This window comes from Lacinutrix sp., from assembly GCF_023299985.1.
Taxonomy (GTDB): domain Bacteria; phylum Bacteroidota; class Bacteroidia; order Flavobacteriales; family Flavobacteriaceae; genus Lacinutrix.
The window spans coordinates 1-24944 of sequence record NZ_JALZVX010000073.1 but is presented as its reverse complement, the minus strand read 5'-3'; the positions used below and the strand labels follow the sequence as shown (position 1 = coordinate 24944).

Sequence of the window (24944 nt, the reverse complement as noted above, 5' to 3'; positions counted from 1 at the left end):
AAATTCCTTTAAGTAGAAATAAAAAAACATTACTTGTTGATGCTTTAAATAATATTTAAACTGAAACAAATTTTATAGATTTAAAATCCTTCTTGAAAGCGTGGTTTTTTTGTTTAAACTAAATTCTACTTGTCATTTCTGCCAAGGCAGGAATCTAGAATAAAATTAAGACTTAAAGTGGATTCCTGCCTTCGCAGGAATAGGAATGACAGAAAAAATTCCATTCTTCAGCAAAATTAATGCAATCACACAATTTGAAACCAAATTACTATTACATTAATAATTATCTACATTTATAATAACACGAACACCTTTAAAAGCTCCAATAGCTTCAAAGCTTGAATTAATTTTTTTAATTGCTTCTTTTGTTTTACCTAAAGATTGCTGTTGTGGTATTTTAATCAAAATATTTTTTAAATACTGATTTCTAACTCTAGACACTGGCGGAAATTCTGGTCCTAAAATATTAGCTTTAAAAACTTGCCTTAAAGATTTTGCTAACCAATCGCTTGCAGTTTCTACCTTATTATAGTCTCTATGTTTTAACGTTACTTTAATTAACCTAAAAAATGGTGGATATTTAAAATCACGTCGTTCTTGTAATTGCTCTTTAAACATGCCAAGATAATCGTTGATAGATACTTGCTGTAAAATTTTATGATACGGATTATAGGTTTGAATTAATACTTTACCACGTTTTTTAGTTCTTCCAGCACGACCAGAAACTTGTAACATGAGTTGAAAACTACGCTCATGTGCTCTAAAATCTGGAAAATTAAGGAGATTATCTGCATTCATAATTCCAACAAGCTTAACGTTTCTAAAATCTAAACCTTTGGTAAGCATTTGTGTGCCTACTAAAACATCTATTTCTTGTTGCTCTAAAGCTGTAATTATTTTCTCGTAACCGTATTTTCCTCGTGTGGTATCTAAATCCATTCGTGCCACTTTAGCTTTTGGAAATAGTGTTTTTGCTTCACTTTCTATTTGCTCTGTACCAAAACCTTTGGTATCTAGGTTGTGTGTACCACAAGCCATACATTTTTGCAGCATAGCATTAGTGTGACCACAATAATGACAACGCAGTTGTTTTCTATATTGGTGATAGGTTAAACTAACATCGCAATTAGGACATTGTGGCGAATGACCACAAGTATTACACTCTACAATTGGCGAATAACCTCTTCTGTTTTGAAATAGAATAATTTGATAACCTTCGTCTAAAGCTTCGGTAATTTCCTCGATCATTCTATCGCTAAAATGACCTTTCATACGTTTCTTTTTGTGCTTATCTGCAATATCTACTAACTCGATATCTGGCAGTTGCACATTATTATAACGACGGTTTATTTCTACTAATCCGTATTTTTTATCTATTGCGTTATTATAACTTTCCAAACTTGGTGTTGCACTACCTAACACTGTTTTTGCTTGGTGTAAATGTGCCAAAACTATGGCAGCATCTCTTGCATGATAACGTGGTGCAGGATCAAATTGCTTGAAAGATTGCTCATGCTCTTCGTCTACAATTATTAATCCTAAACTGTGAAATGGCAAAAATATAGAAGAACGCGCTCCTAAAATTATTTTCGCTTTCGCGGAATTACCCAACACATTATTATAAACCTCAACACGCTCATGAGCAGAATACTTACTGTGAAACACAGCAACCTGATCTCCAAAATAGTTTTGTAGTCGTGTTACTAATTGCGTAGTTAAAGCAATCTCTGGTAATAAGTACAATACTTGTTTTCCTTCTGCTAAAACAGATTCTATAAGTTTAACGTAAACTTCTGTTTTTCCTGAAGAGGTAATACCATGTAGCAATACAACATTTTGAGTTTCAAAAGATGTTTCTATTTGCTTTAGTGCTTCGGTTTGGTATTCGTTTAAGGCTTTGGTGTCTTCGTTTTCTTCGCCTTCATACTGTACACGATCTGTTTGAATATGGTATTCTTCTAAAACACCTTTATCTATTAATGCTTTTACAATTGCAGTTGAACTTCCACTCTGCTCTACTAACGCTTTTACTTTTACTGGCTTCTTCGTTTTTGCAGAAATTGAAAATAAAGTCATAACGACCTGTCTTTGCTTTTCGGCGCGACTTAAATCGTCTAATAATTGATGCAAACCAACTTCGCTTGTATATTCTGCATGCAGTTTTACATACCTAACATATTTAGGCTTGTACTTATCGTAAATTTCTTCTTGAAGTAAAATAACCTCTTTATCTATTAATCGTTTAATTACTGGAAGCACATTCTTTTTATCAAGAATATTAGAAATCTCTTGAATCTTTAATGTAGATTGGTGATGTAAAGCTTCAAAAACCAAATACTCATCATCCTTTAAATCGGTATCTTTTATTTCCTTTTTAAGGTTTCTACTTATTAGTGTTTCACTTTCTAAAATAAAAGCATTTGGTAAAGCTGCACGCATAACTTCACTAACAGTACACATGTAGTATTTTGCAATCCATTGCCAAAATTCTAGCTGTTTTGTGGTTACAATTGGTGTTTCGTCTAAAATTTGATGGATTTCTTTAGCATCATAAATTAGAGGTGCATTTGTATGTATTCCACCAACTAATCCTGTATGAATTTTGGTTTTGCCAAAAGGCACAGAAACACGCATACCAACTTTTAAAAACTCAGACTCAGCTTTTGTAATGCTGTACGTGAACATTTTTTCTAATGGAATGGCTAATATGACGTCTATGAAATGGCTCAATGAAATTATTTTATTATTGAAAATTTATTAAATCTAAAACAAATACCAAGTATTAATACTGATAACTGCTTACTGATAACTGCTTACTCTATAACGCGTTCCCAATATTGAGTTTGATAAAAGAAACCAATATAACCTCTAACTAATAATACGTCTGTATTATCATCATCTAAGCTTAATCGTAGTTTGTAAACTTTTCCGTTTTGTGGATCGACAACAGTACCTTTTTTATAATATTCGCCATCCTTTTTCATGTTTTTAATTATTTCTAAGCCTAAAATAGGTTTATTATAATCTGAACCTTCACACTTTATACATGGAAAGTCTCTTTTTGTAGCATCAAAAATCTCGATAATTTTACCAAAAATTTTTCCGTCTCTTTCAAAAATTTCTACAACAGACTTTTTCTCTTTGGTTTGATCATCTATTGTTACCCACTTTCCTAAAATGTCTTGTGCGTTTGCCGAAAAAGAAAATAAAAAGGCAATAATTAATATATATTTATTCATTTTTTTGTTGCTTTTTTAAATTCATTATTGACATATTTAGCTCGAAACCAAGCAATAAAATATTAGCATTTAACCAAAGGTAAAATAACAATATTAATAGTGCACCAATAGAACCATACAGCTTATTATAACTTGAAAAGTTTTCAATATAAATACCAAACAAGTAAGATGTTACTAAAATTAAAATAGTGGTAAACAATGCACCAACAGAGAAAAACTTAGCTTTTCTACCTTCTCTTGTACCTAAGTAATAGAGTGTAGCTGTGGCTAGAAACGTAATAATTACAAAGAAACTGTATTGTGCTACTCTAGCCCAAAAATCGGCTTCTCGTCTAGATTCGTAACCGTATCCCTTTAAAAAGGCTAACGTATTATCTACAACATAAATTTGAAAATATCCTAAAACTGCAACCGTTAAAATTAAGAGTAGTGATAGAATTAAAGCAACACCCATTGCAAATAAATATTGTTTGATTGCATTTCTAGTGAGCTGCTGATGGTACGAATTTTCGAACCCAGAAAACAACGCATTTACGCCATTTGTCATTAAAACAATTGCAACTACTAAAACGGTGGATAACAAACCTGTATTACTGTTTTTATCTTTAAGGGCATTAAAAATATTATCTGAAAAAAAATCTGAAATCGCTTCTGGTAAAAAAGATTCTAAAAACACTAAAAAATCACCTTCAAATCCATCTTTTGGAATACTGGGAATTACAATAACAATAAAAAGAAAAAACGGAAACAAAGCAGTAAAAAAACTATAAGCTATTGCACTTGCTCTAGTTGTTAATGCTCCTTTAGCAATACCAATAATGTATAATTCCAACAAATCGTAAAGCGACAAGCCTTCTAATCCTGGTAACTTTATTTTACTTAGTAATTTTATTACAATATTAAGTACAGGAATTTTAAGCAATTTTTGTTTTAATTGCTGCTCTTTAAGCTGTTTTTCAACACCTTTTTCTTCTATTAATTCCTGTTCTTTAGTTTCTGGCATTAATCTACCGCTTTTAAACTTAAATCTAAATTATAAACCGAGTGCGTTAATGCACCAGATGAGATATAATCTACACCACAAAGCGCATAATCTCTAATTGTTTTTTCGTTAATTCCACCAGAGCTTTCGGTTAAACATTGATCACCAATTAGTTTTACAGCAGTTCTGGTGTCTTCGTAATTAAAGTTATCTATTAAAATTCTATAAACACCATCGGTTTTAAGAATCTCTTCAATTTCGTTTAAATCTCTAGCCTCAACAATAATTTTTAAATCGCGATTGGTTTCCTTTAAATAATTTTGAGTTTTCTCAATGGCTTTTGTAATTCCACCTGCAAAATCTATGTGGTTATCTTTAAGCATAATCATATCGTAAAGCGCAAACCTATGGTTCTCTCCTCCTCCAATTTTAACTGCCCATTTTTCTAAAGCACGAATTCCTGGAGTGGTTTTACGTGTATCTAGAATTTTAGTTTCTGTGCCATCTAATAAATCTACAAATAGCTTAGTTTTTGTGGCAATAGCACTCATACGCTGCATAGCGTTAAGCACTAGACGTTCTGCTTTTAATATAGATTGTGAAGCTCCTGTTACATAAAAAACAATGTCTCCATATTTTACATCACTTCCATCTTCTATTAGTGTTTCAACTTTCATTTCAGGATCTACATAAGCAAACACTTGTTTTGCAAATTCAACGCCTGCAATTATGCCGTTGTCTTTAACTAAAAGTTTTCCTTTTCCTTGAGCAGTAGCTGGAATACACGATAGAGAACTGTGGTCTCCATCACCTACGTCTTCACGAATGGCATTAGCGATTATTAATTCTATTTCTTTATTAAATTGTTCTTTAGAAATCATGGGTAAAAAATTGTTTTAGCTAAAATAATGATTGCAAATCAAAAAAATGAAATTTTCAATTTCCAAATTCTAAAAAGTTTTACCTTTGGCGTATGACTATTAAACTCATTACCATTGGCAAAACAGATAATAAGCAGCTTCAAGCTTTAATAGACGAGTACACAAAGCGTTTGGGTTTTTATATTACCTTTAATTTAGAAATTATTCCTGATATTAAAAATTCTAAAAACTTAAGCGAAGCGCAACAAAAACAGAAAGAAGGCGAACTTATTTTAAAGAAGCTTAGCGCAACTGATGTTTTAATTCTTCTAGATGAAAACGGCAAACAACACGATAGTGTTGGCTTTTCTAATTATTTACAAAAGCACATGAATTCTGGAATTAAACAACTTGTTTTCGTTATTGGTGGACCTTATGGATTCTCTGAAGACATTTATAATAAAGCCAAAGGAAAAATATCACTCTCGAAAATGACCTTTTCTCACCAAATGGTACGTTTATTTGTTATCGAGCAATTGTATAGAGGTTTTACTATTTTGAAGAATGAGCCTTATCATCATCGCTAAGTTACTTCTTTACAAGTGTCATAATTTCTTTATTTCCAGAACGACTCATTATAAATTCTAAAGTATCTGTAGTTAGTGTATTTATTTCTACTGCAATCTCCATTTTTTCTTTAGGTGTAGAATACAACAAACCGTTTTCTATTTTATAACTTCCTGTAGTATCTGTGGATTGTATTTTAGAACTATAGGTTTTATCTGCATTAAATGTAAAAGTAACGTTATCATTACAATTATCATTACCTGTCGCTTCAACTATCCAGCTTGCACATTCCCACTCGCCAATAATATTCTTTGAATACTCAGCATCGTTACAAGACATAAACAATACAATACATAATAGACTAATACATTTTTTCATGGTTCTAGTTTTTGGTAAGTTTATAGTTTTAATGTTTACTAAGATATACCTAATCTGTCTTTATTTATTAAAAACGTTACACTTATTCAATGATACTTTTAAGTAAATTGTATTTTTACTTTTAAAAAAACTAAACACATGCAACTTGTATTCGCTACAAACAATCTAAATAAATTAAAAGAAGTACAATCTTTAATTCCGCCACACATAAAACTATTAAGTTTAAAAGACATTGGTTGTTTTGAAGATGTACCAGAAACCCAAGACACTATTATTGGTAATGCCATACAAAAAGCAGAATACGTAAAACAACATTATGGTTACGATTGCTTTGCAGACGATACAGGTTTAGAAGTAGAAGCTTTAAATAACGAACCAGGTGTTTATAGCGCACGTTATGCAGGACCAAAACGCGATGCGAATGATAATATGGATTTACTTTTAAAAAACTTAAAAAATAAACCAAACCGAAACGCTCTGTTTAAAACAGTTGTGGCTTTACACCTCAACGGAAACCTAGAAACGTTTACTGGAATTTGCAAAGGTGAAATAACTACAAACAAAAAAGGAGAAAAAGGTTTTGGTTACGATCCTATTTTTATGCCAAATGGTTACACCGAAACGTTTGCTGAAATAGATTTAAAATTGAAGAATAAAATTGGACATCGTGGGAAGGCTGTGACTTTATTAGTTGAATTTTTGAGCACTTTATAAGACTTCACTTTATCAAAAAAATAGGCTAACTTCTTAATTAAGCTATCGTTTGGTGTAAAACATTTAAACGATTTCATATCGATGGACACGTTAACAATAATTATGAAAAAAATATTTCTCTCTTCTATTCTAATCCTTTTTCTTTCCTGTGATAATATAGAGATTTACAAAAAGCATTATGATAACGGACAATTATCGGTAACAGGACAATTCAAAAATGGTAAAAGAATTGGAGAATGGAAAGCTTTTTATGAAAATGGAGTATTAAAAGAAATTTTACATCATGACGAAAATGAAAAAGTAGTTGGAGAAAAAAAGACTTATTATGAAAATGGAGTATTAAAATTTAGAGCGAATTATGAAAATAACTTCCTAATTGGAAATGGTAAATATTTTCATAAAAATGGTCAGCTGTCAGAAATAGGACCTTACGAACACGGTAAACCTACCGGAATATGGAAATTTTATTTTGAAAATGGAAATCTAAAGAAAAGTGGTGAGGTGATAAATGAAAAAAATTATAATGGTTTATGGAAATATTATCACGAAAATGGACAATTGAAAGATAGTGGAGTTTATATAAATGCAAACCCAGATGGAGAATGGAAATCATATCATAAAAATGGTCAAACATATCAAATTAAATACTGGACAACTGGCAAATTGATTAACGTAACGTCTTGCTTTGATGGAAAAGGAAATGATCTAGATATCGGCACTTTAAAAAATGGTAATGGAATACTGAAAAAGTATGATATTAGTGGGAACCTAATAAAAGAAATCTCATATGTTAATGGTGAAGAACAAGAGTAACTATTGTTAACACTATATATAGCAAATTGGGCGATTAGTATTTAATCAAAAAGTCATTGTCCATTTGCAAAGTCGTCAAATCTTTTGATTTGGTATTAAAAGAGAAAAATTAAAACAAAATACAAAGGATTTGGCTTGTTGCTAAACCGAAAGTAATCGCTTATTTTCTACCCAACTTGCCATATATTTAACGATAATTCAAACACAAAACCACATTATACTACAAGCAAAAACCACCCAAACAAAACATCAATAGCATACTCATTTTCTGCCTACAGCTGGCTTATTTATTTCCGCATTACTTCACATTAAATTATTTTAAATTTGTATCACAAAAAGGACATTAAATTCATTTATTTGCTTTATTGACCTGTTTGTAGTACATTTGAGTATGGAAAATAAATACTACGCTTATTCTGACAAAGAGCTAATACGAAAATGGAGTAAAAAACTTAGTGCATTACGTGTAAATGCTGGATTATCACAAACTGAATTAGCTCAAAAAACTGGTATGAGCAGAAGTTCTATTGCAGGAATTGAAAAAGGAAGAAATTTCTCGATAGCATCATTAATCGCAATTTCTAGATCACTTGAGTTATTGGGTGAATTTGAATTCTTTCTAAAAGAGGAAGAATATGAATTATCTCCAATGGAAATTTATGAAAAAGAAAAAAAGAAGAAAAAAAGAGGAGGTTATAAAAAATGAATTTACTAGAAGTAATTATATGGGACAATCTTATAGGTGTTATTGTTTGGAATGAAACAAAGAATACCAGCACTTTTGAATATGCTAATAGTTTTGTTAGACGTAAAATTGAATTATCACCTATAATAAACCCAACATCAAAAAAAATAATCTCTTCGGTTCAAAAGCTAGAGTATAGTAGTGAGGTTAGTTTATTATCTGACACAAATAAAGGGCTTCCACTTTTTATTTCAGATTCACTACCAGATAAGTTTGGTACAGAGTTATTTTCAAAATATCTTGAAAAAGAAGGTAAAAACTATAGAGACTTAACTCCAATAGAAAAATTAGCTTATATAGGTAATCGAGGAATGGGTGCTTTAGAATTTAGACCTGCAAAACACGAACAAACAGGCACCAAAATATTAAACTTAAAAAAACTAAACGACCTATCTATAGCGCTACTAAAAAACAAACCAGTAGCTAATATAGATGATATGGCAAACCTTTTCTATATAGGAACATCGCCAGGAGGAGCACAACCAAAAGTTTTAATTAATATTGATAATAAAACTGGCAATATTTATAGAGGTGACAACTTACCATTAAAGAACCAAGATAGTTGGATTTTAAAATTTAATAGAGATATAGGTTTAGAATCTGATAAAGAAAGAGGTAAAATTGAATATGCATATTACCTCATGGCGAAAGCATCTAAAATTATCATTATGGATTCAGAATTAAAGGAATTTGAAAATGATTCTTATTTTATAACTAAAAGGTTTGATCGTATTAATGGATATAAACTTCATACGCAGACCTTACATGCTTTTGCTGGAATGAATTTTAAATTGCCCAACACTTATTCTTATGAACAAATATTCACCTTATTAAATAAAATGAAGCTGGATTATACTGATAAAGAACAATTATTTAAAATAATGATTTTTAATGTTATTGGTAGAAATGTAGATGACCATACTAAAAATTTTGGCTTTAATATGAAGGAAAATGGAGAATGGAATTTGTCTCCAGCGTATGATTTAACATTTAGCTATAACGAGAACTTTAATAGGATTACGCCACATTTTCTATCAATAAACGGTAAAAATAAAGACTTTAGCTTAGAAGATATTCTTCATGTAGCAAAAGAATATTCTATTAAAAATCCAAAAAAAATAATTAACGAAATAAATCAAAGTTTTCTTAATTGGAGAACAATTGCTAAAGATTTAAACATTTCAAAAAAGACCATTAATTATATAGCAGGAAAATTAAAAACCATGCCATATAAGGTAAAATAACTACAGCTAACAAATAAACTTTATACTTTTTTTAGTATGCCTTCAGTCATTTTGTGCTCTTCTACTCTACAAGTAACTTTACTATACTTATAAACCCTAAAATTGAATATCTAATATTATTATGTACCTTTGCACCTTGAAAACGCAAAAGCGTTAAAATAGACTCCTCAGAGTGAGGATGTGTTACTAGAAGTTTTAGGTTAAGTATGTTCAATGCACTTCTATTCGTAACACCCAAATAGATTGACATTGAAATACATAAAAAAGAATGAGCACATTCCAAGAATTAGGTCTTAACGAAGATCTTTTAAAAGGTATTACAGATTTAGGTTTCGAAACACCATCTGAAGTACAAGAAAAAGCAATCCCAATTTTATTAAACGAAGAAACAGATTTAGTAGCCTTAGCGCAAACTGGAACTGGAAAAACTGCAGCATTTGGTTTTCCAATGTTACAAAAAATAGACATTGCTAGTCGTACTACGCAAGGTCTAATACTATCTCCTACGCGTGAGCTTTGTTTGCAAATTGCAAACGAAATGAAAGCCTACGGAAAGCACTTAAAAGGCTTAAACGTTGTTGCTATATATGGTGGATCAAGTATTACAGATCAAGCACGTGAGGTAAAACGTGGTGCACAAATTATAGTCGCTACTCCTGGTAGAATGAAGGATATGATTAAGCGTCGCTTAGTTGATATCACTAAAATCCAATATTCGGTTTTAGATGAAGCAGATGAAATGCTAAACATGGGTTTCAAGGAAGATATCACAGATATTCTTTCTGGAACACCAGACGATAAAAACACATGGTTATTCTCGGCAACAATGCCTAAAGAAGTTTCTACAATTGCTAGAAAATTCATGAATGATCCTCAAGAGATTACTGTTGGTCATAAAAACCAGAGTACAAATACAGTATCTCACGAATACTACATGGTTAACGCTCGCGATCGTTACCAAGCTTTAAAACGTTTAGCAGATGCTAATCCAAATATATTTTCAGTAATATTTTGTAGAACAAAACGTGATACTCAAAAAGTAGCAGAGAACTTAATCGAAGACGGTTATAGTGCTGGAGCTTTACATGGTGATTTATCCCAAAATCAACGTGATATTGTGATGAAGCAATTTAGAAATCGTCAAATACAAATGCTAGTTGCAACAGATGTTGCGGCTCGTGGTATTGATGTGGACGATATTACACACGTAATTAACTACCAATTAAGTGATGAAATAGAAACATATACACACCGTTCTGGTAGAACTGGACGTGCCGGAAAAACTGGTATATCTATGGTTATTGTTTCAAGAAGTGAATTAAGACGTTTAAAAAGTATTGAACGTATTATTAATAAAAAGTTTGAGTTAAAAGAAGTTCCTAACGGAATGGCTATTTGCGAAGTACAGTTAATGTCTTCGGCAAAGAAGATTCATGAAACTCAAGTTAGTGAAGAAATTGATAAGTACTTAGAAGATATCAATGCCTTATTTGAAGAGACTAGCAAAGAAGAATTAATTAAAAAATTCTTCTCTGCAGAATTTTCAAGATTCTATAACTACTACCAAAAATCTAAAAATCTTAATGTTACTGGAGGCGACTCTGGAAGAGATTCTGGCAGGCAATCTAGCGGAAGTGCTGCACGTTACTTTATTAACGTTGGAGAAAAAGATGGTTTCGATTGGATGAAATTAAAAGATTTCTTAAAAGAAGTCTTAGACTTAGGTCGTGACGATGTCTTTAAAGTAGATTGTAAAGACACGTTCTCTTTCTTTAATACCGAAAAAGAACACCAAGAGAAAGTATTAGCATTCTTTACAGATTACAAACATGAAGGTCGTTTTGTAAACGTTGAAATCACAGAAGACAAACCAAGTCGTGGAGGTCGCGGAAGAGGTGGTTCTGGTAGTGGAGGCGGAAGACGTCGTGAAGGTGGATTTGGTGGAGATAGAAGACGCTCTGGTGGTGGAGACAGACGCTCAAGCGGAAGTGGCGAAAGACGCGGAAGACGTAGTGAAGGTTCTGGAGACAGAAGCGATAGACGTCGTGGAAGCGATAATAGCCCAACACGCTCTAAACGAAGCGATGGTGGAGACAGAGATAAAGGTGAATTTAAAACTACACACTCAAGATCTGGTCGTTCTAGAAGAAAAGATTAAACTAAAAAAAGGTGTAAATATATAAATCCCAAACCGTTAATGGTTTGGGATTTTTTTTATCGTTTTAATGCAAAATGCCCAGTATATTCTTTACCATTGTTTGGTCTTTTTACTAAAAACCAATAATCTGTAGCTGGCATTAATTTTCCATGGAAAGTTCCATCCCATCCGCGAGACCTTGGGTTTAGTGTAGTCAATAACTTTCCATACCTATCGAAAATAAAAATTTCTAAATTAGGTTCGGACTCTGAAAACTTAATTTGCCAAAAATCATTTACAGTATCATTATTTGGTGTAAAAAAGAACGGATAAAATAAAAGGAAGACTTCTTCTTCTATAACACCACAACCCAATTTATCTCTTACAAAAATGGTGTATTCTCCTGGCATTAAACCGCTAAATAGATTACTGTCTTGATAGGTTACTCCGTCTAAAGAATATTCGTAATCTCCTATACCATCTACAAAAATTATAATTTCGTTTTCTCTAATAGTCCAATCTACAATTTCTACACTATTAAAAACAGCGTTACTAGATTCTGTAACCGTAATTGTTTTAGAGTTACTACAACTTATGGTTGGTACTGTTGCATAATTATTAGTTGCGGTAACAGTATAAACACCTCCAGAGTTTATCTCTATTGAAGCCGTAGTTTCTCCTGTGGACCATAAATAGTTATCGTAACCAGAGTCTGCGACAATAATGATTGTTTCATTTGTACAAACAGACCATTCGGTTTCCATATTTAAAACAGGTGTTTCTTTTACTTCTATAAAGAAAGATAGTGTTTGGTAGCAAAATACATTTGTTGTTTTTTCTATTCTTATAAATATTTCTTCAGCATTACTGCTATTCTCGTAAGGACTAGTTATTACATTAACATTGCTGTCTGCATCGCCTTGCGATAAATAATAAGAGACATTATAATTTCCAGGTAAACCATTTAGTAAATCTTCTTCTAAAGAAACTAAATCGAAAGCTTCTACTCCATCGTTACTCTCATCATCACACAAAAACATATTATCCGGTTGATTAGGACTAAAAAAGTCGTCTATTGTCACGCTAAATGAAGTTGTTTCAAAACACATAGGATTTGAACTATTCTCTATTCTTACAAAAATAGTTTGACTTATAGATTGGTAGTTATTTGGTAATATTTCAGTATTATTAACAGCGTCTTCTTGAGTTAAATGATATGTTATATTAAAAGTTGCTGCTGTTTGCCCATTTAGTACTTCGGTATTTAATAAACTTAGATTAATAGTTTCCTCTTCATCTCCAGAAGCATCATCACACAATACAATATCATTAACACTATTCGCTATTGGATATTGAGAAACTACTAAGTTAAAAGAGGCAATTGCATAACAAGTATTATTATCTACATTGTATATTTTAGAAAATATTTCTTGACTGTTAGATGTATTAGTATAATTAGATGCTAATACATTTGTATTATTCTCTGCATCTAATTGTGTAGGATAATAATCTATATTAAATTGAACGTTAGACTGCAAACCTAATATTTCAGAATCTTTGGTTGTTAAATCGAAAATAGCTGTATCATCATTAGTAATATCATCACACAAAATATAATCTGTTATTGCATTAACTATTGGAGCATCGTAAACAGTAACAACTCTTGATTCCTGTATTACATCTAATCCAGATGTAATTGTCACATTAACGTTAAAATCTCCAGAAGCAGCATAATTATGCGTTGGATTTTCAGATGTAGAGGTGTTACCATCTCCAAAATTCCATAAAACCGAATCTATTATACTACAGGTGTTTAAAATAAAGTTAGAAGAAGTACCCAAACAAACATTTTCAAATAAAATACTAATAGAGAAATAAGATTGTATAAAAGTAGGTAAACCAAAAGTTGCAAGTCTACCATTTAAATCTACTGCATTATGCACATAATTAGCTCCTAATCCAGCTATATTTGGGTTTTCAATAGCACCAAGAAAGGTAGCATCTCCAACTGCAACATATATTTTACAATCTAAAGCTAATTGTAATGCACCAAAAACACTAGTAGTCTCAAATAAGATAGTATCAGAATTAATAATATCTACTGCATTAGTTAATGTAATATCAAATTGATGAATTCGTGATAAACCAACTAAAAAATCAACATCTGTTACGTATAACAATTCACTGCTTGGAGAAAATTCTATACCATAAGGTCCAGCATCAGTAGTAAAAAAAGGTGTACTTAAAGGTATAGGGTTGCTTACTAATCCTGTGGCTGTATCAAAATCGAATATTTCAACGAAAGTAGGGTTAAATGTATTAGCCAATGCTAGTCGCTTTCCATCTGGTGAAAACTTTAAATATCCAATAGTATTATTAACAATACCTTGATGTACAGTGCCTGTTGTAGAAACCACTGGTGTTAGATTTATACCTGTAGGTGTTATTCTATAGGCCAAAAAATTAGCACTATTCCATTCGTGTGTAATTACCCAAATATCTACACCATTTTCATGTACTACTGCAGAAATTTTTTCAGTTATTGGTGTCGATAATAGAATGTTTTTATTCTCATTAATATCACCATTACCAGAGTTTAACGATAAATCGACTTCAGAGTATCTTAGCCCATCATTTCCAGCTTGAAGGTCTACAGTAAAAACGTAATATATATTAGGATCATTAGGTTTTGGTACAATAATACCAGATTGCGTACTCGAAGGATCTCCTAATAGGTCTGTACCATTTGGCATTATATTATGGTTTTTATCCCAAACGGTAATACCATCTGTATAAAAAAGAAGCTGCCCATTAGCATCTGAAATTGTAGAGCAACCTTCAAATGTGTTTAATTCTCCATCTGTTAATGCAACAGGAATTCCACTAGTAAAGTCTAAACCTGCATTTTCTCCAAAATACCATATACTAGCCTCATTTTGAGCTTGTATAGTTAAAAATGATACCAAAAAAATAATTACGAATAATTTAATTTTCATAAGATTGCTTAATAGCTGGGTTGAAGATATAATTTAAACTACAACTACACAAATTGATTTAATCTATACAATTAAACTTTTTTGTTAATTTTTAGTCAAATACATACCCATAACACAACAAAATAAAATTTGTTTAGTATTTTTACGACTAACTATAGATAATGAAGCACTTTTTAATCTTATTCTTTTTAATTATTAGTTCAACTTCAACATTTGCTCAAAATGAAGAAGCAGATACCTCTATAGAAAAAAACAATGTAGAGGGTGTAATTATAGATTCTCAAACTAGCGACCCAATAGACAAAGTAAACATTGTTAATCTAAACCAAGTAATAGGAACCTCTACTAATAATAAAGGTGAATTTAAGCTAAAAGCCAAGGTAAACGATACGCTGCATCTAACTTATGTAGGTTATAAGTCTATAAAAGTTCGTGTAACTAATGACTGGCTGAAATTTGGAAGTTCTGAAATTATATTAACAGAATTAGCCCTCGCTCTAGAAGAAGTTGTGGTAAACGAATTACAACTTACTGGCTATCTAGAATTAGACATAAAACAAGTACAAGTAAACACTAATTATCGTTACAGTATTTCTGGATTAAGTTCTGGTTACGAAGCAGGAAACAACAAATCACCAAATAAAATAAGTAAAGTTTTAGGTTCTATATTTAATCCTCTAGATTTTCTTTATAATACTTTTAGTAGGAAAGGTAAAGAGTTAAAAAAACTTAAACAAATGAAAAAGGACGACGAGATTAGAAACCTTCTAGCCTCTCGTTTCGACAGAGAAACATTAATGGTTTTACTACAAATTACAAAAATTGATTTAGATGAAATTGTATCGCAATGTAATTATTCTAAAGATTTTATTAATAAAGCTAACGACTTACAAATGTTAGACGCTATAAGTCAATGCTATGAAGAATATAAAGTACTAAGTCGCGATAAGAAGAAACGCAGTTAATTACGTTTAATTAAAGCTAGCATAAAGTATTAAAAAAAGCCTTAAAAATATAAGATTTTCAAGGCTTTTTTTGCTCTAGGCAAACAACTAATTTAGTATAGTTTCTAGGCTTTATAAATTTAATGGAATTACCAAAATATCTCCTAAGCTGCAATCGCAAAACAAATCTCCATTAGCTCTTAAAGCTTTGTAACTTAAAACCTCTAAAACACAGTTTACAATTTGTAATTGAATGTCGCTAAAACCAAAAAAAAAGTTATCCACACCTGCGTATTCAAAATTCACACTATCTATATCAACTCCATTAAATGTAATTAAGGACTCACCATTTTCTGTTATGTGCATAAATGGAATCTCAATGTTTTCACTAAAAGGATCTGACAATTTTAATAATGAAACATCAAAATTACTATCATTAAATAAATTAGCGCCAGTTTCTGAGACTAGTTTAACTTTTAAAGTAAAATCTGCTGCTATAGTAGTACCAACACAATTATCATCATTATTATCACAAGAAAAATTAATAAAGATAAATACTAGTAATATTATTTTTAAAGCACTGTTATTCATGAGTTTAATAAAAAAAATAAACAAATGTAAAAAATTTTAGTAAACAAACAATTAAATAACAATAAGCATTTTAAACATATCTATTCAAATCCATCTCATTAATAGCTCCATGACTTGCATGTGCTACTGCTACTCCATTTTTAATAACTATTAATTGAGGAGATTGGTGCATAACTTGAAATTTAAAACCAACTTCACTAGATACATCTCTAAAGCTTAATAAATCTAAATAATACAAATCTAAATTAGCATCTACATTATATGCTGCTACAAATTGGTTCATTACCATTTTACTTATACCACAACGCGTAGAATGCTTAAAAACTACTTGCGTTTTACCTTTAGATAGTGAGGCAACAGTATCTAGTTGGTTTACGTTTGTTAATTGTTTCCAAGGCAATATTTTCTCTTCTTTTGGCTCTTTAGAACCGAATAATTTCTTAAACATATTATTATTTTTTAATTTTTAAGCTTACATTGAATGTGTTTTCAATGGCGCCAAAATCTATTATTTATATTATAGTCGAAACAATTACAAAACATTACAAATTGACGAAAAGTCATTTAAAACCAATACTTAGCAGACATTCTGTCTTGTAATTATTATTGGTAAGATAATTGAAATATAGCTAATTATAAAATTGAAACAAGATTTCTAATCCCTAAATATAGGTGATAGGAAATAATAAAAATAGTAACATGAATTTTAATAATTATACAATAAAATCTCAAGAAGCCATACAGCAAGCGCAACAGCTCGCTCAAGGTTTAGAAAACGGACAAATAGAAAACGAACATATTTTTAAAGCTATTTTCGAGGTCGATGAAAATGTTTTGCCTTTCATTTTAAAAAAAATGAACGTAAACGTCCCAATGTTAAAACAAATTTTAGGTAAACAAATTGAAAGCTTCTCTAAAGTTTCTGGAGGAGAATTATCCATTTCTCGCGAAGCTTCTAAAGCGCTAAATGAAGCATCAATTATTGCAAAGAATATGAACGATGAGTTTGTTTCTATTGAACATTTAATTTTAGCTATTTTTAAATCTAAAAGTAAAATTGCGCAAGTTTTAAAAGATCAAGGCGTTACAGAAAAAGGCTTAAAAGCAAGCATCGATGAGTTAAGACAAGGAGATCGTGTTACATCCCAAAGCCAAGAAGAAACTTATAATGCATTAAATAAATATGCTAAAAACTTAAACCAATTAGCAAAAGATGGTAAATTAGATCCTGTAATTGGTCGTGATGAGGAAATAAGAAGAATACTTCAAATTCTGTCTCGTCGTACTAAAAACAACCCAATATTAGTTGGCGAACCAGGAACTGGTAAAACCGCAATTGCAGAAGGTCTAGCGCATAGAATTGTAGATGGTGATATTCCAGAAAACCTTATCGATAAGCAAATTTTTGCACTAGATATGGGATCGCTTATTGCTGGCGCAAAATTTAAAGGTGAGTTTGAAGAACGTTTAAAAGCGGTAATTAAAGAGGTTACAAATAGTGATGGAGATATTGTTTTATTTATAGACGAAATCCATACGCTTGTTGGTGCAGGTGGTGGACAAGGTGCAATGGATGCCGCAAATATTTTAAAACCAGCTTTGGCTCGTGGAGAACTTCGTGCTATTGGTGCAACTACTCTAGACGAATACCAAAAATACTTTGAAAAGGACAAAGCTTTGGAACGTAGATTCCAAAAAGTAATGGTTAATGAGCCAGATACAGAAAGTGCTATTTCTATTCTTCGTGGTATTAAAGAAAAATACGAAACACACCATAAAGTGCGTATTAAAGATGAAGCAATAATTGGTGCTGTAGAGCTATCTACGCGTTATATTACCAATCGTTTTTTACCAGATAAAGCCATTGATTTAATGGATGAGGCTGCTTCTAAATTACGCATGGAAATAAACTCTAAACCTGAAGAACTAGATGTTTTAGACCGTAAAATTATGCAGCTTGAAATAGAAATCGAGGCTATTAAAAGAGAAAAAGATGAAACAAAACTAAAATCTCTAAGAAGCGATTTAGCAAATATTAAAGAAGAACGTAACGAGATAAATGCCAAATGGAAAAGCGAAAAAGAAGTTGTAGATAATATTCAAAACACAAAACAAGAAATCGAAAACTTTAAACTTGAAGCAGAAAAAGCAGAGCGCGAAGGAGATTACGGAAAAGTAGCAGAATTACGCTACGGAAAAATTAAAGAAGCACAAGAAAAACTAGAAACGTTTCAAACCGAACTAAAAGCACAAGGCGAAACCTCTTTAATTAAAGAAGAAGTTACTTATGATAATATTGCAGAAGTGGTTGCAAAATGGACAGGTATTCCTGTTACTAAAATGCTTCAAAGTGAACGCGAGAAGCTATTAAAACTGGAAGATCAATTACATAAACGTGTTGTTGGACAAGAAAAAGCTATTATTGCTGTTAGTGATGCTGTGCGTCGTTCTAGAGCTGGATTACAAAATCCGCAAAAACCTATTGGAACCTTTCTATTCTTAGGTACAACAGGAGTTGGTAAAACAGAGCTTGCAAAAGCCTTAGCAGAATATTTGTTTGACGACGAAAGCGCATTAACCAGAATAGACATGAGTGAATACCAAGAGCGTCATGCAGTAAGCAGACTCGTTGGTGCTCCTCCAGGATATGTAGGTTACGATGAAGGTGGACAGTTAACTGAGGCTGTGAGACGTAAACCATATTCGGTTATACTTTTAGATGAAATTGAAAAAGCACATCCAGATACTTTTAATATTTTATTACAAGTATTGGACGAAGGCCATTTAACAGATAATAAAGGTAGAACTGCAGATTTTAAAAACACCATCATTATTATGACCTCTAATATGGGAAGTCAATTAATTCAAGAGCATTTTGCAGCTACAAAAGATATTGTAACTGCTATGGAAGCAGCCAAAGTAGATGTTCTAGGTTTATTAAAACAAACCGTAAGACCAGAGTTTTTAAACAGAATAGATGACACCGTATTGTTTACACCTTTATCTAAAGAAAACATTACAGAAATTGTAGGCATACAACTAAAGAGCATCACTAAAATGATTGCGCAGCAAGGCATAATATTCGATGCAACTCCAGAGGCTATTAATTACTTAGCAGAAAAAGGTTACGATCCAGATTTTGGTGCTAGACCTGTAAAACGTGTAATACAAAAAGAAGTATTAAATGCGCTAAGTAAAGAAATACTTTCTGGAAGATTAACAACAAATAGCGTTATTCTATTAGATGCTTTTAACAAAGAATTAGTATTTAGAAATCAAGATCATTTGGTAAATGAAACGTTATAAAAAATTATAACACAATATAATTTCAAGTGATTTTTTATACTTAAAAAAGCACTAAACTTAACAAAAATCATAAAGTATTGTTAATACAAAATAAATGAGAAATAAGCTCGTTTTTTTACTAATGGTTAGTTAGTTTGAAAAAGCGACAAGAACGTAAAGTTTAGTGTCGCTTTTTTTATTTTTATTTCTTTATATTGGTTTAAATAACCAAAACTCGATTTATGCCATTTTTTCATTATTACGATCTAGTTTTTTCAGAAGTATTCATTTTTGATGATTATATAATTAATCAAGTAAAAGAAGGAGAAGAAATAACACCTAATCACGATCAAATTTTAAGCGGTATTGTTACTAAACATTTTAAAGAAAGAGAGCTTGTTTACATATCAAATCGTATAAAAAATTACTCTGTAGATTCCTTAATTTATAAAGCAATAGAAAGAATACCAAATCTAAGTGCCATTATCATTATTACTAATCAAGAAAATAATATAAAACTAGCTAAATATGAAAAGACCTTTTTTAGCAAACCCTTTATAATTTGTAAAGACTTAGCAGAAGCCATGGAATGTGTTGATAAAATAGTTTTAACAAAAAATAAAATATAAAATTATAACTTATGGGATTGTTTCATTATCACGATATTGGTCACGCAGAAATTTTTGCTTTTGACGACTTTTTTGTAAAACAAATTAAAGCAAGTGTTGTTATTACCAAAGAACATAATAAAGTACTTAAAGCCTTTATAAAAAAGCACTATAATACAAGAAACGTAGCCTACATATCTAACAGGATTGTTTCATACTCTGTTGATCCTTTGGTATATAAAGAAGCAGAGAAAATCCCAAGTTTAGTAGCTATAGCAGTTATTCCTGGAGATGAAAACATGAGAGCAAATGCAGAGTTTGAAAGGCAATTTTACGATAGACCTTTTGGCATATTCGATAATTTAACTAAAGCCATGAAATGGGCTCAAACCATTATTAATGAAGAAAATAAAAAGTAAAAACAGCATTAAACTAATAGGGATTTTACAATTTTAGTGCGCTTGCAGATTTTTTAATTGATGCTTTAAACAATTCAGCATTTAATTCTGTTTTCCACATTGGTACAATTGCTTTTAATTTCTTTTTTCCTTCTTCAGAATTTACTATTTCTGGAAACGCTATTTCAAAAACCTCTAACATTACATGTGTTGCAGTCGATGCTCCTGGAGAAGCACCAAGCAAACAAGTAATACTTCCATCTTTACTTTTAACCACTTCGGTTCCAAACTGCAATTTCCCGCCTTCGTATAAATCCTTTTTAATAATCTGTACACGTTGTCCTGCCACTAAAATTTCCCAATCTTCACTTTTAGCATTTTTTATAAATTTTCGCAAATCGTTCATTCTATCTTCATGAGATGCTGTTACTTGTTCTATTAAGTATTTGGTAAGTGGTAAATTATCCCAAAAGGCACTTAACATAGGTTTTATATTATCGGTTTTAATAGATTTAAACAAGTCTAACACAGAGCCTTCTTTTAAAAACTTAGGACTAAATCCTGCAAATGGTCCAAACATTAATTGTTGTTTACCATCTATAAAACGTGTATCTAAATGTGGTGTGGACATTGGCGGATCGTCTGGTCCGGCTTTACTATATACTTTACCTAAATGTTGTTTAATTAAAGCTTCATTTTTACAAACCAACCATTCTCCACTTACTGGAAATCCACCATAGCCTTCTTTATCTTGGATTTCTACTTTTTGTAATAGTAGTAAACTTCCTCCTCCTGCTCCAATAAAAACATGCTTAGCGTCTAAAAACTGCTTATTTCCAGTTACTGTATTTTTTACTTCAACAGACCATTCAACGGTATCGTCTGGGTCGATATCTAACACCTCTTCGTTACAATGCACAGATGTATTAAACTTGGTTTCAAGAATGTGAAATAGTTGTTGGGTAAGTGCTCCAAAATTCATTTCTGCACCACGTTCTATTCTAGTAGCAGCCATTATTTCGTCTTCATCTCTATGCTCTAAAATTAAAGGAAACCAAGCCTTCATTTTATCTAAAGCCTCTGTAAACTCTATACCATCAAACATAAAATGATCTTTTAAGGCTTCGAATCTTTTCTTTAAAAAATCAACATTATCTTTTCCTGTAACCCAACTATGGTGTGGCATGGCGTTAATAAAATCTTTAGGATTTTTAATTAAATCTTCTTCAACTAAAAAACTCCAAAATTGTTTAGACAATTCAAATTGTGTGCAAATTTTATATGCCTTAGAGCAATCTACAGTATCTCCTTTTTCTGGTGTGTAATTTAGTTCGCATAGTGCAGAATGTCCTGTTCCAGCATTATTCCAAGTTGCAGAACTTTCTTGAGCAACTTTATCTAAACGTTCTAAAATTAAAACATTAAGTTCTGGTTTAACAAGTTTAACTAGTAATACTAAAGTTGCACTCATAATACCAGCTCCAACACATATTAAATCGTAATCTGTGTTTATATTTATTTTATTTTCGTTCATTCCTTCTGTTTTGAGTCTAAATATAAAACAATAAAATATTAAGTGTATTGAATTTTATACCTTTAGCAATAGAACATTTTAAAAAAAATCATGAAAAAGCTACTTGCTATATTACTCCTTTTTTCAATTTTCTCTTGTGTTAACAAACAGTCTAATCCAGAAAACAACCAAGAATCTACTACCTATTATTTAATTCGTCATGCCGAAAAAGATAAAAGCGATCCCGAGAATAGAAATCCAAAATTGATTAAAAAAGGACTAAAAAGAGCTAAAAAATGGAAAAATCACTTTAAAAACGTCGATTTAGACGCTGTTTATTCAACAAATTACAATCGCACAATAGAAACTGCGACACCAACTGCAGTAGATAAAAATTTGGAAATAAAATCTTACAACCCACAAACTTTAGATATTAAAGTGTTTTTAGAAAAAACCAAAGGACAACATGTTTTAATTGTTGGCCACAGTAACACAACTCCTGCTTTTGTAAATAAAATTATTGAAGAAGACAAATACCAGTCTATAGACGAAACCATAAATAGTAATCTCTACGTTGTTACTATTATTGATGGTGAAATAAAACACGAACTAAAATCGGTAGATTAATTCTATTTTTTTAGCTTTGCCTGAAGATGCAAAAAAACATAAACATACTAAACAAAAAGGCTAAATTTCAATACGAAATATTAGACAAATACTCTGCTGGAATTGTTTTAACAGGAACAGAGATAAAATCTATTCGTTCTAGCTTAGCGTCTATAGCAGAAAGCTTTTGCGAGTTTAACGAACAAGGTGAGCTATTTGTTATTAATATGACCATTCAAGAGTATCGCTTTGGTAATATTTACAATCATGTTCCTAAAGCAGAACGTAAGCTTTTATTAAATAAAAAAGAATTAAAAAAACTGGAAAAAGAGGTTACAAATTCTGGTTTAACTATTATTCCTTTACGTTTATTTATAAATGAAAATGGCTATGCAAAACTAGACATTGCACTTGCAAAAGGAAAAAAATTATACGACAAGCGCGACACTATTAAAGATAGAGACAATAAACGTGATTTAGCACGTATTAAGAAAGATCATAATAATTAAAAAAACTCACATGTTATCTTCGAAACGAAATGTTTTAATTATTTTATTGCTTACAATAGCATTAAGCGCATTTTCGCAAGAACAAAAATATTTTACCCGATTATATATAAAGCTTAGTCCTTCATTACATTTCGAATCTCCTAAAGAGCTTTTTAATATTGAAGAAATAAAAAAGCTTCAAGAAAATTATTCCTTTGAAATTTCTAATGCCTATGGTTTTTCTAAAGAACAAATAAAACAATTTGCTAAGCAATCTAAAAACGGTCATACTTTAAAAAATACTTTTAAAATTGAAGCTTTATTAAACATTGAAACTTCAAATAAATTATTAAGTGCTTTACAAAACATACCACATTTAGTTTACGCATACCAGTCTAACACGACTCCCATTACTCCGCCACACGATATTGCTCCTGCAACAAGTAATTTCGAAAATAATCAAGGTTATATAGAATCTAATCCAGGATTAAATATAAGATATGCTTGGAATAATGGTATTAATGCTGCAGGAATAAACATTAGAGATGTAGAATATGGAATTAATTTAAATCATGAAGAATTAGACCACACTACTGCTTCTCAAGCTCCTAATACAACCATAAACCCTAGTGCTTCTTCAGCCTTTACAGAACATGGAACTAGTGTTGCAGGAATTGTTTTTGCTAACAAAGGTACTTATGGTGTAAGTGGTATAGCACATGGAGCAAACGAATATGTTTTATTTCCAGAATGGACTGTAGAAAACAATTACAATCGTGTTTTAGCAACGGCTAATGCGATATCAAATTCTGCTGCAGGTGATATTATTATATATGAAATGCAAACCTTTGGGCAAAATAATAATGTCGTGCTAGCAGAATACGAGCAAGCTATTTGGGACCTCACAAAAGCTGCTACTGATGCTGGAATTGTTATTGTTGCAGCTGCTGGAAATGGTAGTGAAAATCTAGACGACGCCTTTTACAATAGTTACAACGCAAGAGGAGACAGTGGCGCAATTATAGTAGGAGCTGGTAGCGCAAACATAAGTCATGTTCCATTATGGTTCACAACTCATGGATCTCGTGTTAATGTTCATGCTTGGGGAGAAAACGTATATACCATTGGAGAAAATAATTGTGATACCGTTTTTGGTAACGATTTTAACCAGACCTATAACTCTTGCTTCTCAGGAACAAGTTCTGCAACAGCTCTAGTTGGTGGTTTCACAGCTGTACTACAGTCTTATTATTTAGCGCAAACAGGTGGCTATTTAACCTCTCAAGAATTAAGAACTTTAATAGTTAATACAGGAATTGCTCAAGGTTCTGGAGTAAATATTGGTCCTTTACCTAATATGGAAGCTGCTATTTTAGAATTAAATAACACACTAAGTATAGCTGATAAAAATATTTCAACCTTCATTATGTATCCTAATCCTACAAAAGGCATCTTGAATATCAACCTAACGCAATCTAATAATTCTGCAACTGTAACCATTCATAATGTATTAGGTCAAAAAGTACTTAACACCAAATTAACGCAACGTACCAATAGTATTTCTGTTAATAATCTATCTAAAGGATTATATCTTGTAACATTAAAAACAGAAAAAAACAGTATTACTAAAAAGCTAATAATTAATTAAAGTTACGTTAAAACTAAAATGTCAACTGTATATTTTATTTAAGTTTGGTTAATCTACAGGCAACCATTTTACAAAAAAACACGTCTATAGTATTAAAACCAACCTTTAAGTATGAATAAATACCAACTACTCTGCCTTTCGTTTTTTATTGCAAATTTTACATTCGCTCAAATTACTGGAAATGTAAC

General features: G+C 31.2%; 22 protein-coding genes. 13 read left to right on the top strand and 9 right to left on the bottom strand.

Features of this window, described 5'->3' with window-relative positions; genetic code table 11:
- Window positions 1-276: 276 nt before the first annotated feature.
- The 4 genes from priA to nadC all read right to left on the bottom strand — a co-directional run bounded on the left by priA (window position 277) and on the right by nadC (window position 5102).
- The gene (gene priA / locus Q0C58_RS03755; protein WP_290697709.1) at window positions 277-2730 is read right to left on the bottom strand and encodes a primosomal protein N'; all 2454 of its coding nucleotides are present in this window, start codon (window positions 2728-2730) and stop codon (window positions 277-279) included.
- Window positions 2731-2813: 83 nt separating this feature from the next.
- On the bottom strand, window positions 2814-3239 hold the full coding sequence (locus Q0C58_RS03750) for a DUF2147 domain-containing protein (RefSeq protein ID WP_290697706.1): 426 nt from the start codon (window positions 3237-3239) through the stop codon (window positions 2814-2816).
- Complete coding sequence (locus tag Q0C58_RS03745; protein ID WP_290697703.1) at window positions 3232-4242, bottom strand: YihY/virulence factor BrkB family protein; 1011 nt, start codon at window positions 4240-4242, stop codon at window positions 3232-3234. Before Q0C58_RS03745 ends, Q0C58_RS03750 begins: the two co-directional genes overlap by 8 nt.
- Window positions 4242-5102, bottom strand: coding sequence for a carboxylating nicotinate-nucleotide diphosphorylase (nadC, locus tag Q0C58_RS03740; RefSeq protein WP_290697701.1), 861 nt, complete (start codon window positions 5100-5102; stop codon window positions 4242-4244). Before nadC ends, Q0C58_RS03745 begins: the two co-directional genes overlap by 1 nt.
- Window positions 5103-5194: 92 nt before the next feature.
- Between nadC and rlmH the strand changes: the two genes are divergently transcribed.
- Window positions 5195-5668: a 23S rRNA (pseudouridine(1915)-N(3))-methyltransferase RlmH gene (gene rlmH, locus Q0C58_RS03735; RefSeq protein WP_290697699.1), complete on the top strand. Its 474-nt coding sequence runs from the start codon at window positions 5195-5197 to the stop codon at window positions 5666-5668.
- A 1-nt stretch (window position 5669) separates the two neighbouring features.
- Here rlmH and Q0C58_RS03730 read toward each other — a convergent pair whose 3' ends face one another.
- On the bottom strand, window positions 5670-6026 hold the full coding sequence (locus tag Q0C58_RS03730) for a lipocalin family protein (RefSeq protein ID WP_290697697.1): 357 nt from the start codon (window positions 6024-6026) through the stop codon (window positions 5670-5672).
- A gap of 138 nt (window positions 6027-6164) precedes the next feature.
- On the opposite strand from Q0C58_RS03730, the gene Q0C58_RS03725 reads away from it, so the two are divergent.
- The 5 genes from Q0C58_RS03725 (at window position 6165) to Q0C58_RS03705 (ending at window position 11700) form a co-directional block, all read left to right on the top strand.
- Window positions 6165-6740 (top strand): non-canonical purine NTP diphosphatase, encoded by a 576-nt coding sequence (locus tag Q0C58_RS03725; protein ID WP_290697695.1) that lies wholly within the window; start codon window positions 6165-6167, stop codon window positions 6738-6740.
- A 102-nt stretch (window positions 6741-6842) separates the two neighbouring features.
- The gene (locus Q0C58_RS03720; RefSeq protein WP_290697692.1) at window positions 6843-7553 is read left to right on the top strand and encodes a toxin-antitoxin system YwqK family antitoxin; all 711 of its coding nucleotides are present in this window, start codon (window positions 6843-6845) and stop codon (window positions 7551-7553) included.
- Between the two features lie 391 nt (window positions 7554-7944).
- Window positions 7945-8259, top strand: a complete 315-nt coding sequence (locus Q0C58_RS03715; protein ID WP_290697689.1) for a helix-turn-helix transcriptional regulator — start codon at window positions 7945-7947, stop codon at window positions 8257-8259.
- Window positions 8256-9542, top strand: a complete 1287-nt coding sequence (locus Q0C58_RS03710; RefSeq protein WP_290697686.1) for a type II toxin-antitoxin system HipA family toxin — start codon at window positions 8256-8258, stop codon at window positions 9540-9542. Before Q0C58_RS03715 ends, Q0C58_RS03710 begins: the two co-directional genes overlap by 4 nt.
- 268 nt (window positions 9543-9810) lie before the next feature.
- On the top strand, window positions 9811-11700 hold the full coding sequence (locus tag Q0C58_RS03705; RefSeq protein ID WP_290697683.1) for a DEAD/DEAH box helicase: 1890 nt from the start codon (window positions 9811-9813) through the stop codon (window positions 11698-11700).
- 56 nt (window positions 11701-11756) lie between these two features.
- On the opposite strand, the gene Q0C58_RS03700 is transcribed toward Q0C58_RS03705, so the two are convergent.
- Window positions 11757-14675 carry a T9SS type B sorting domain-containing protein gene (locus tag Q0C58_RS03700; RefSeq protein ID WP_290697680.1) on the bottom strand — a complete coding sequence of 973 codons (2919 nt, stop codon included), beginning with the start codon at window positions 14673-14675 and terminating at the stop codon, window positions 11757-11759.
- A 161-nt stretch (window positions 14676-14836) separates the two neighbouring features.
- Here Q0C58_RS03700 and Q0C58_RS03695 point away from each other — a divergent pair, with 161 nt between their 5' ends.
- Entirely contained in the window at window positions 14837-15640 is an 804-nt protein-coding gene (locus Q0C58_RS03695) for a carboxypeptidase-like regulatory domain-containing protein (protein ID WP_290697678.1), read from the top strand.
- Window positions 15641-15751: 111 nt separating this feature from the next.
- Here Q0C58_RS03695 and Q0C58_RS03690 read toward each other — a convergent pair whose 3' ends face one another.
- Window positions 15752-16210 (bottom strand): hypothetical protein, encoded by a 459-nt coding sequence (locus Q0C58_RS03690; protein WP_290697676.1) that lies wholly within the window; start codon window positions 16208-16210, stop codon window positions 15752-15754.
- Between the two features lie 70 nt (window positions 16211-16280).
- On the bottom strand, window positions 16281-16658 hold the full coding sequence (gene ytxJ, locus Q0C58_RS03685) for a bacillithiol system redox-active protein YtxJ (RefSeq protein ID WP_290697674.1): 378 nt from the start codon (window positions 16656-16658) through the stop codon (window positions 16281-16283).
- Between the two features lie 251 nt (window positions 16659-16909).
- On the opposite strand from ytxJ, the gene clpB reads away from it, so the two are divergent.
- From clpB to Q0C58_RS03670, 3 genes are all read left to right on the top strand, one after another.
- A complete protein-coding gene (gene clpB / locus Q0C58_RS03680; protein WP_290697672.1) occupies window positions 16910-19516 on the top strand; it encodes an ATP-dependent chaperone ClpB in 2607 nt (868 codons plus the stop codon).
- Window positions 19517-19737: 221 nt separating this feature from the next.
- Entirely contained in the window at window positions 19738-20124 is a 387-nt protein-coding gene (locus tag Q0C58_RS03675; RefSeq protein ID WP_290697670.1) for a hypothetical protein, read from the top strand.
- Window positions 20125-20135: 11 nt separating this feature from the next.
- Window positions 20136-20522: a hypothetical protein gene (locus Q0C58_RS03670; RefSeq protein ID WP_290697667.1), complete on the top strand. Its 387-nt coding sequence runs from the start codon at window positions 20136-20138 to the stop codon at window positions 20520-20522.
- A 25-nt stretch (window positions 20523-20547) separates the two neighbouring features.
- Here Q0C58_RS03670 and mqo read toward each other — a convergent pair whose 3' ends face one another.
- Complete coding sequence (gene mqo, locus Q0C58_RS03665) at window positions 20548-22035, bottom strand: malate dehydrogenase (quinone) (RefSeq protein ID WP_290697664.1); 1488 nt, start codon at window positions 22033-22035, stop codon at window positions 20548-20550.
- A 90-nt stretch (window positions 22036-22125) separates the two neighbouring features.
- Here mqo and Q0C58_RS03660 point away from each other — a divergent pair, with 90 nt between their 5' ends.
- From Q0C58_RS03660 to Q0C58_RS03650, 3 genes are read left to right on the top strand one after another with little or no spacing between them, the layout of a single operon-like run.
- Window positions 22126-22641, top strand: coding sequence for a phosphoglycerate mutase family protein (locus Q0C58_RS03660; protein ID WP_290697661.1), 516 nt, complete (start codon window positions 22126-22128; stop codon window positions 22639-22641).
- A gap of 26 nt (window positions 22642-22667) precedes the next feature.
- Window positions 22668-23129 (top strand): SsrA-binding protein SmpB, encoded by a 462-nt coding sequence (smpB, locus tag Q0C58_RS03655; protein ID WP_290697659.1) that lies wholly within the window; start codon window positions 22668-22670, stop codon window positions 23127-23129.
- A 10-nt stretch (window positions 23130-23139) separates the two neighbouring features.
- Window positions 23140-24756 (top strand): S8/S53 family peptidase, encoded by a 1617-nt coding sequence (locus Q0C58_RS03650; RefSeq protein WP_290697656.1) that lies wholly within the window; start codon window positions 23140-23142, stop codon window positions 24754-24756.
- Window positions 24757-24944 lie beyond the last annotated feature (188 nt).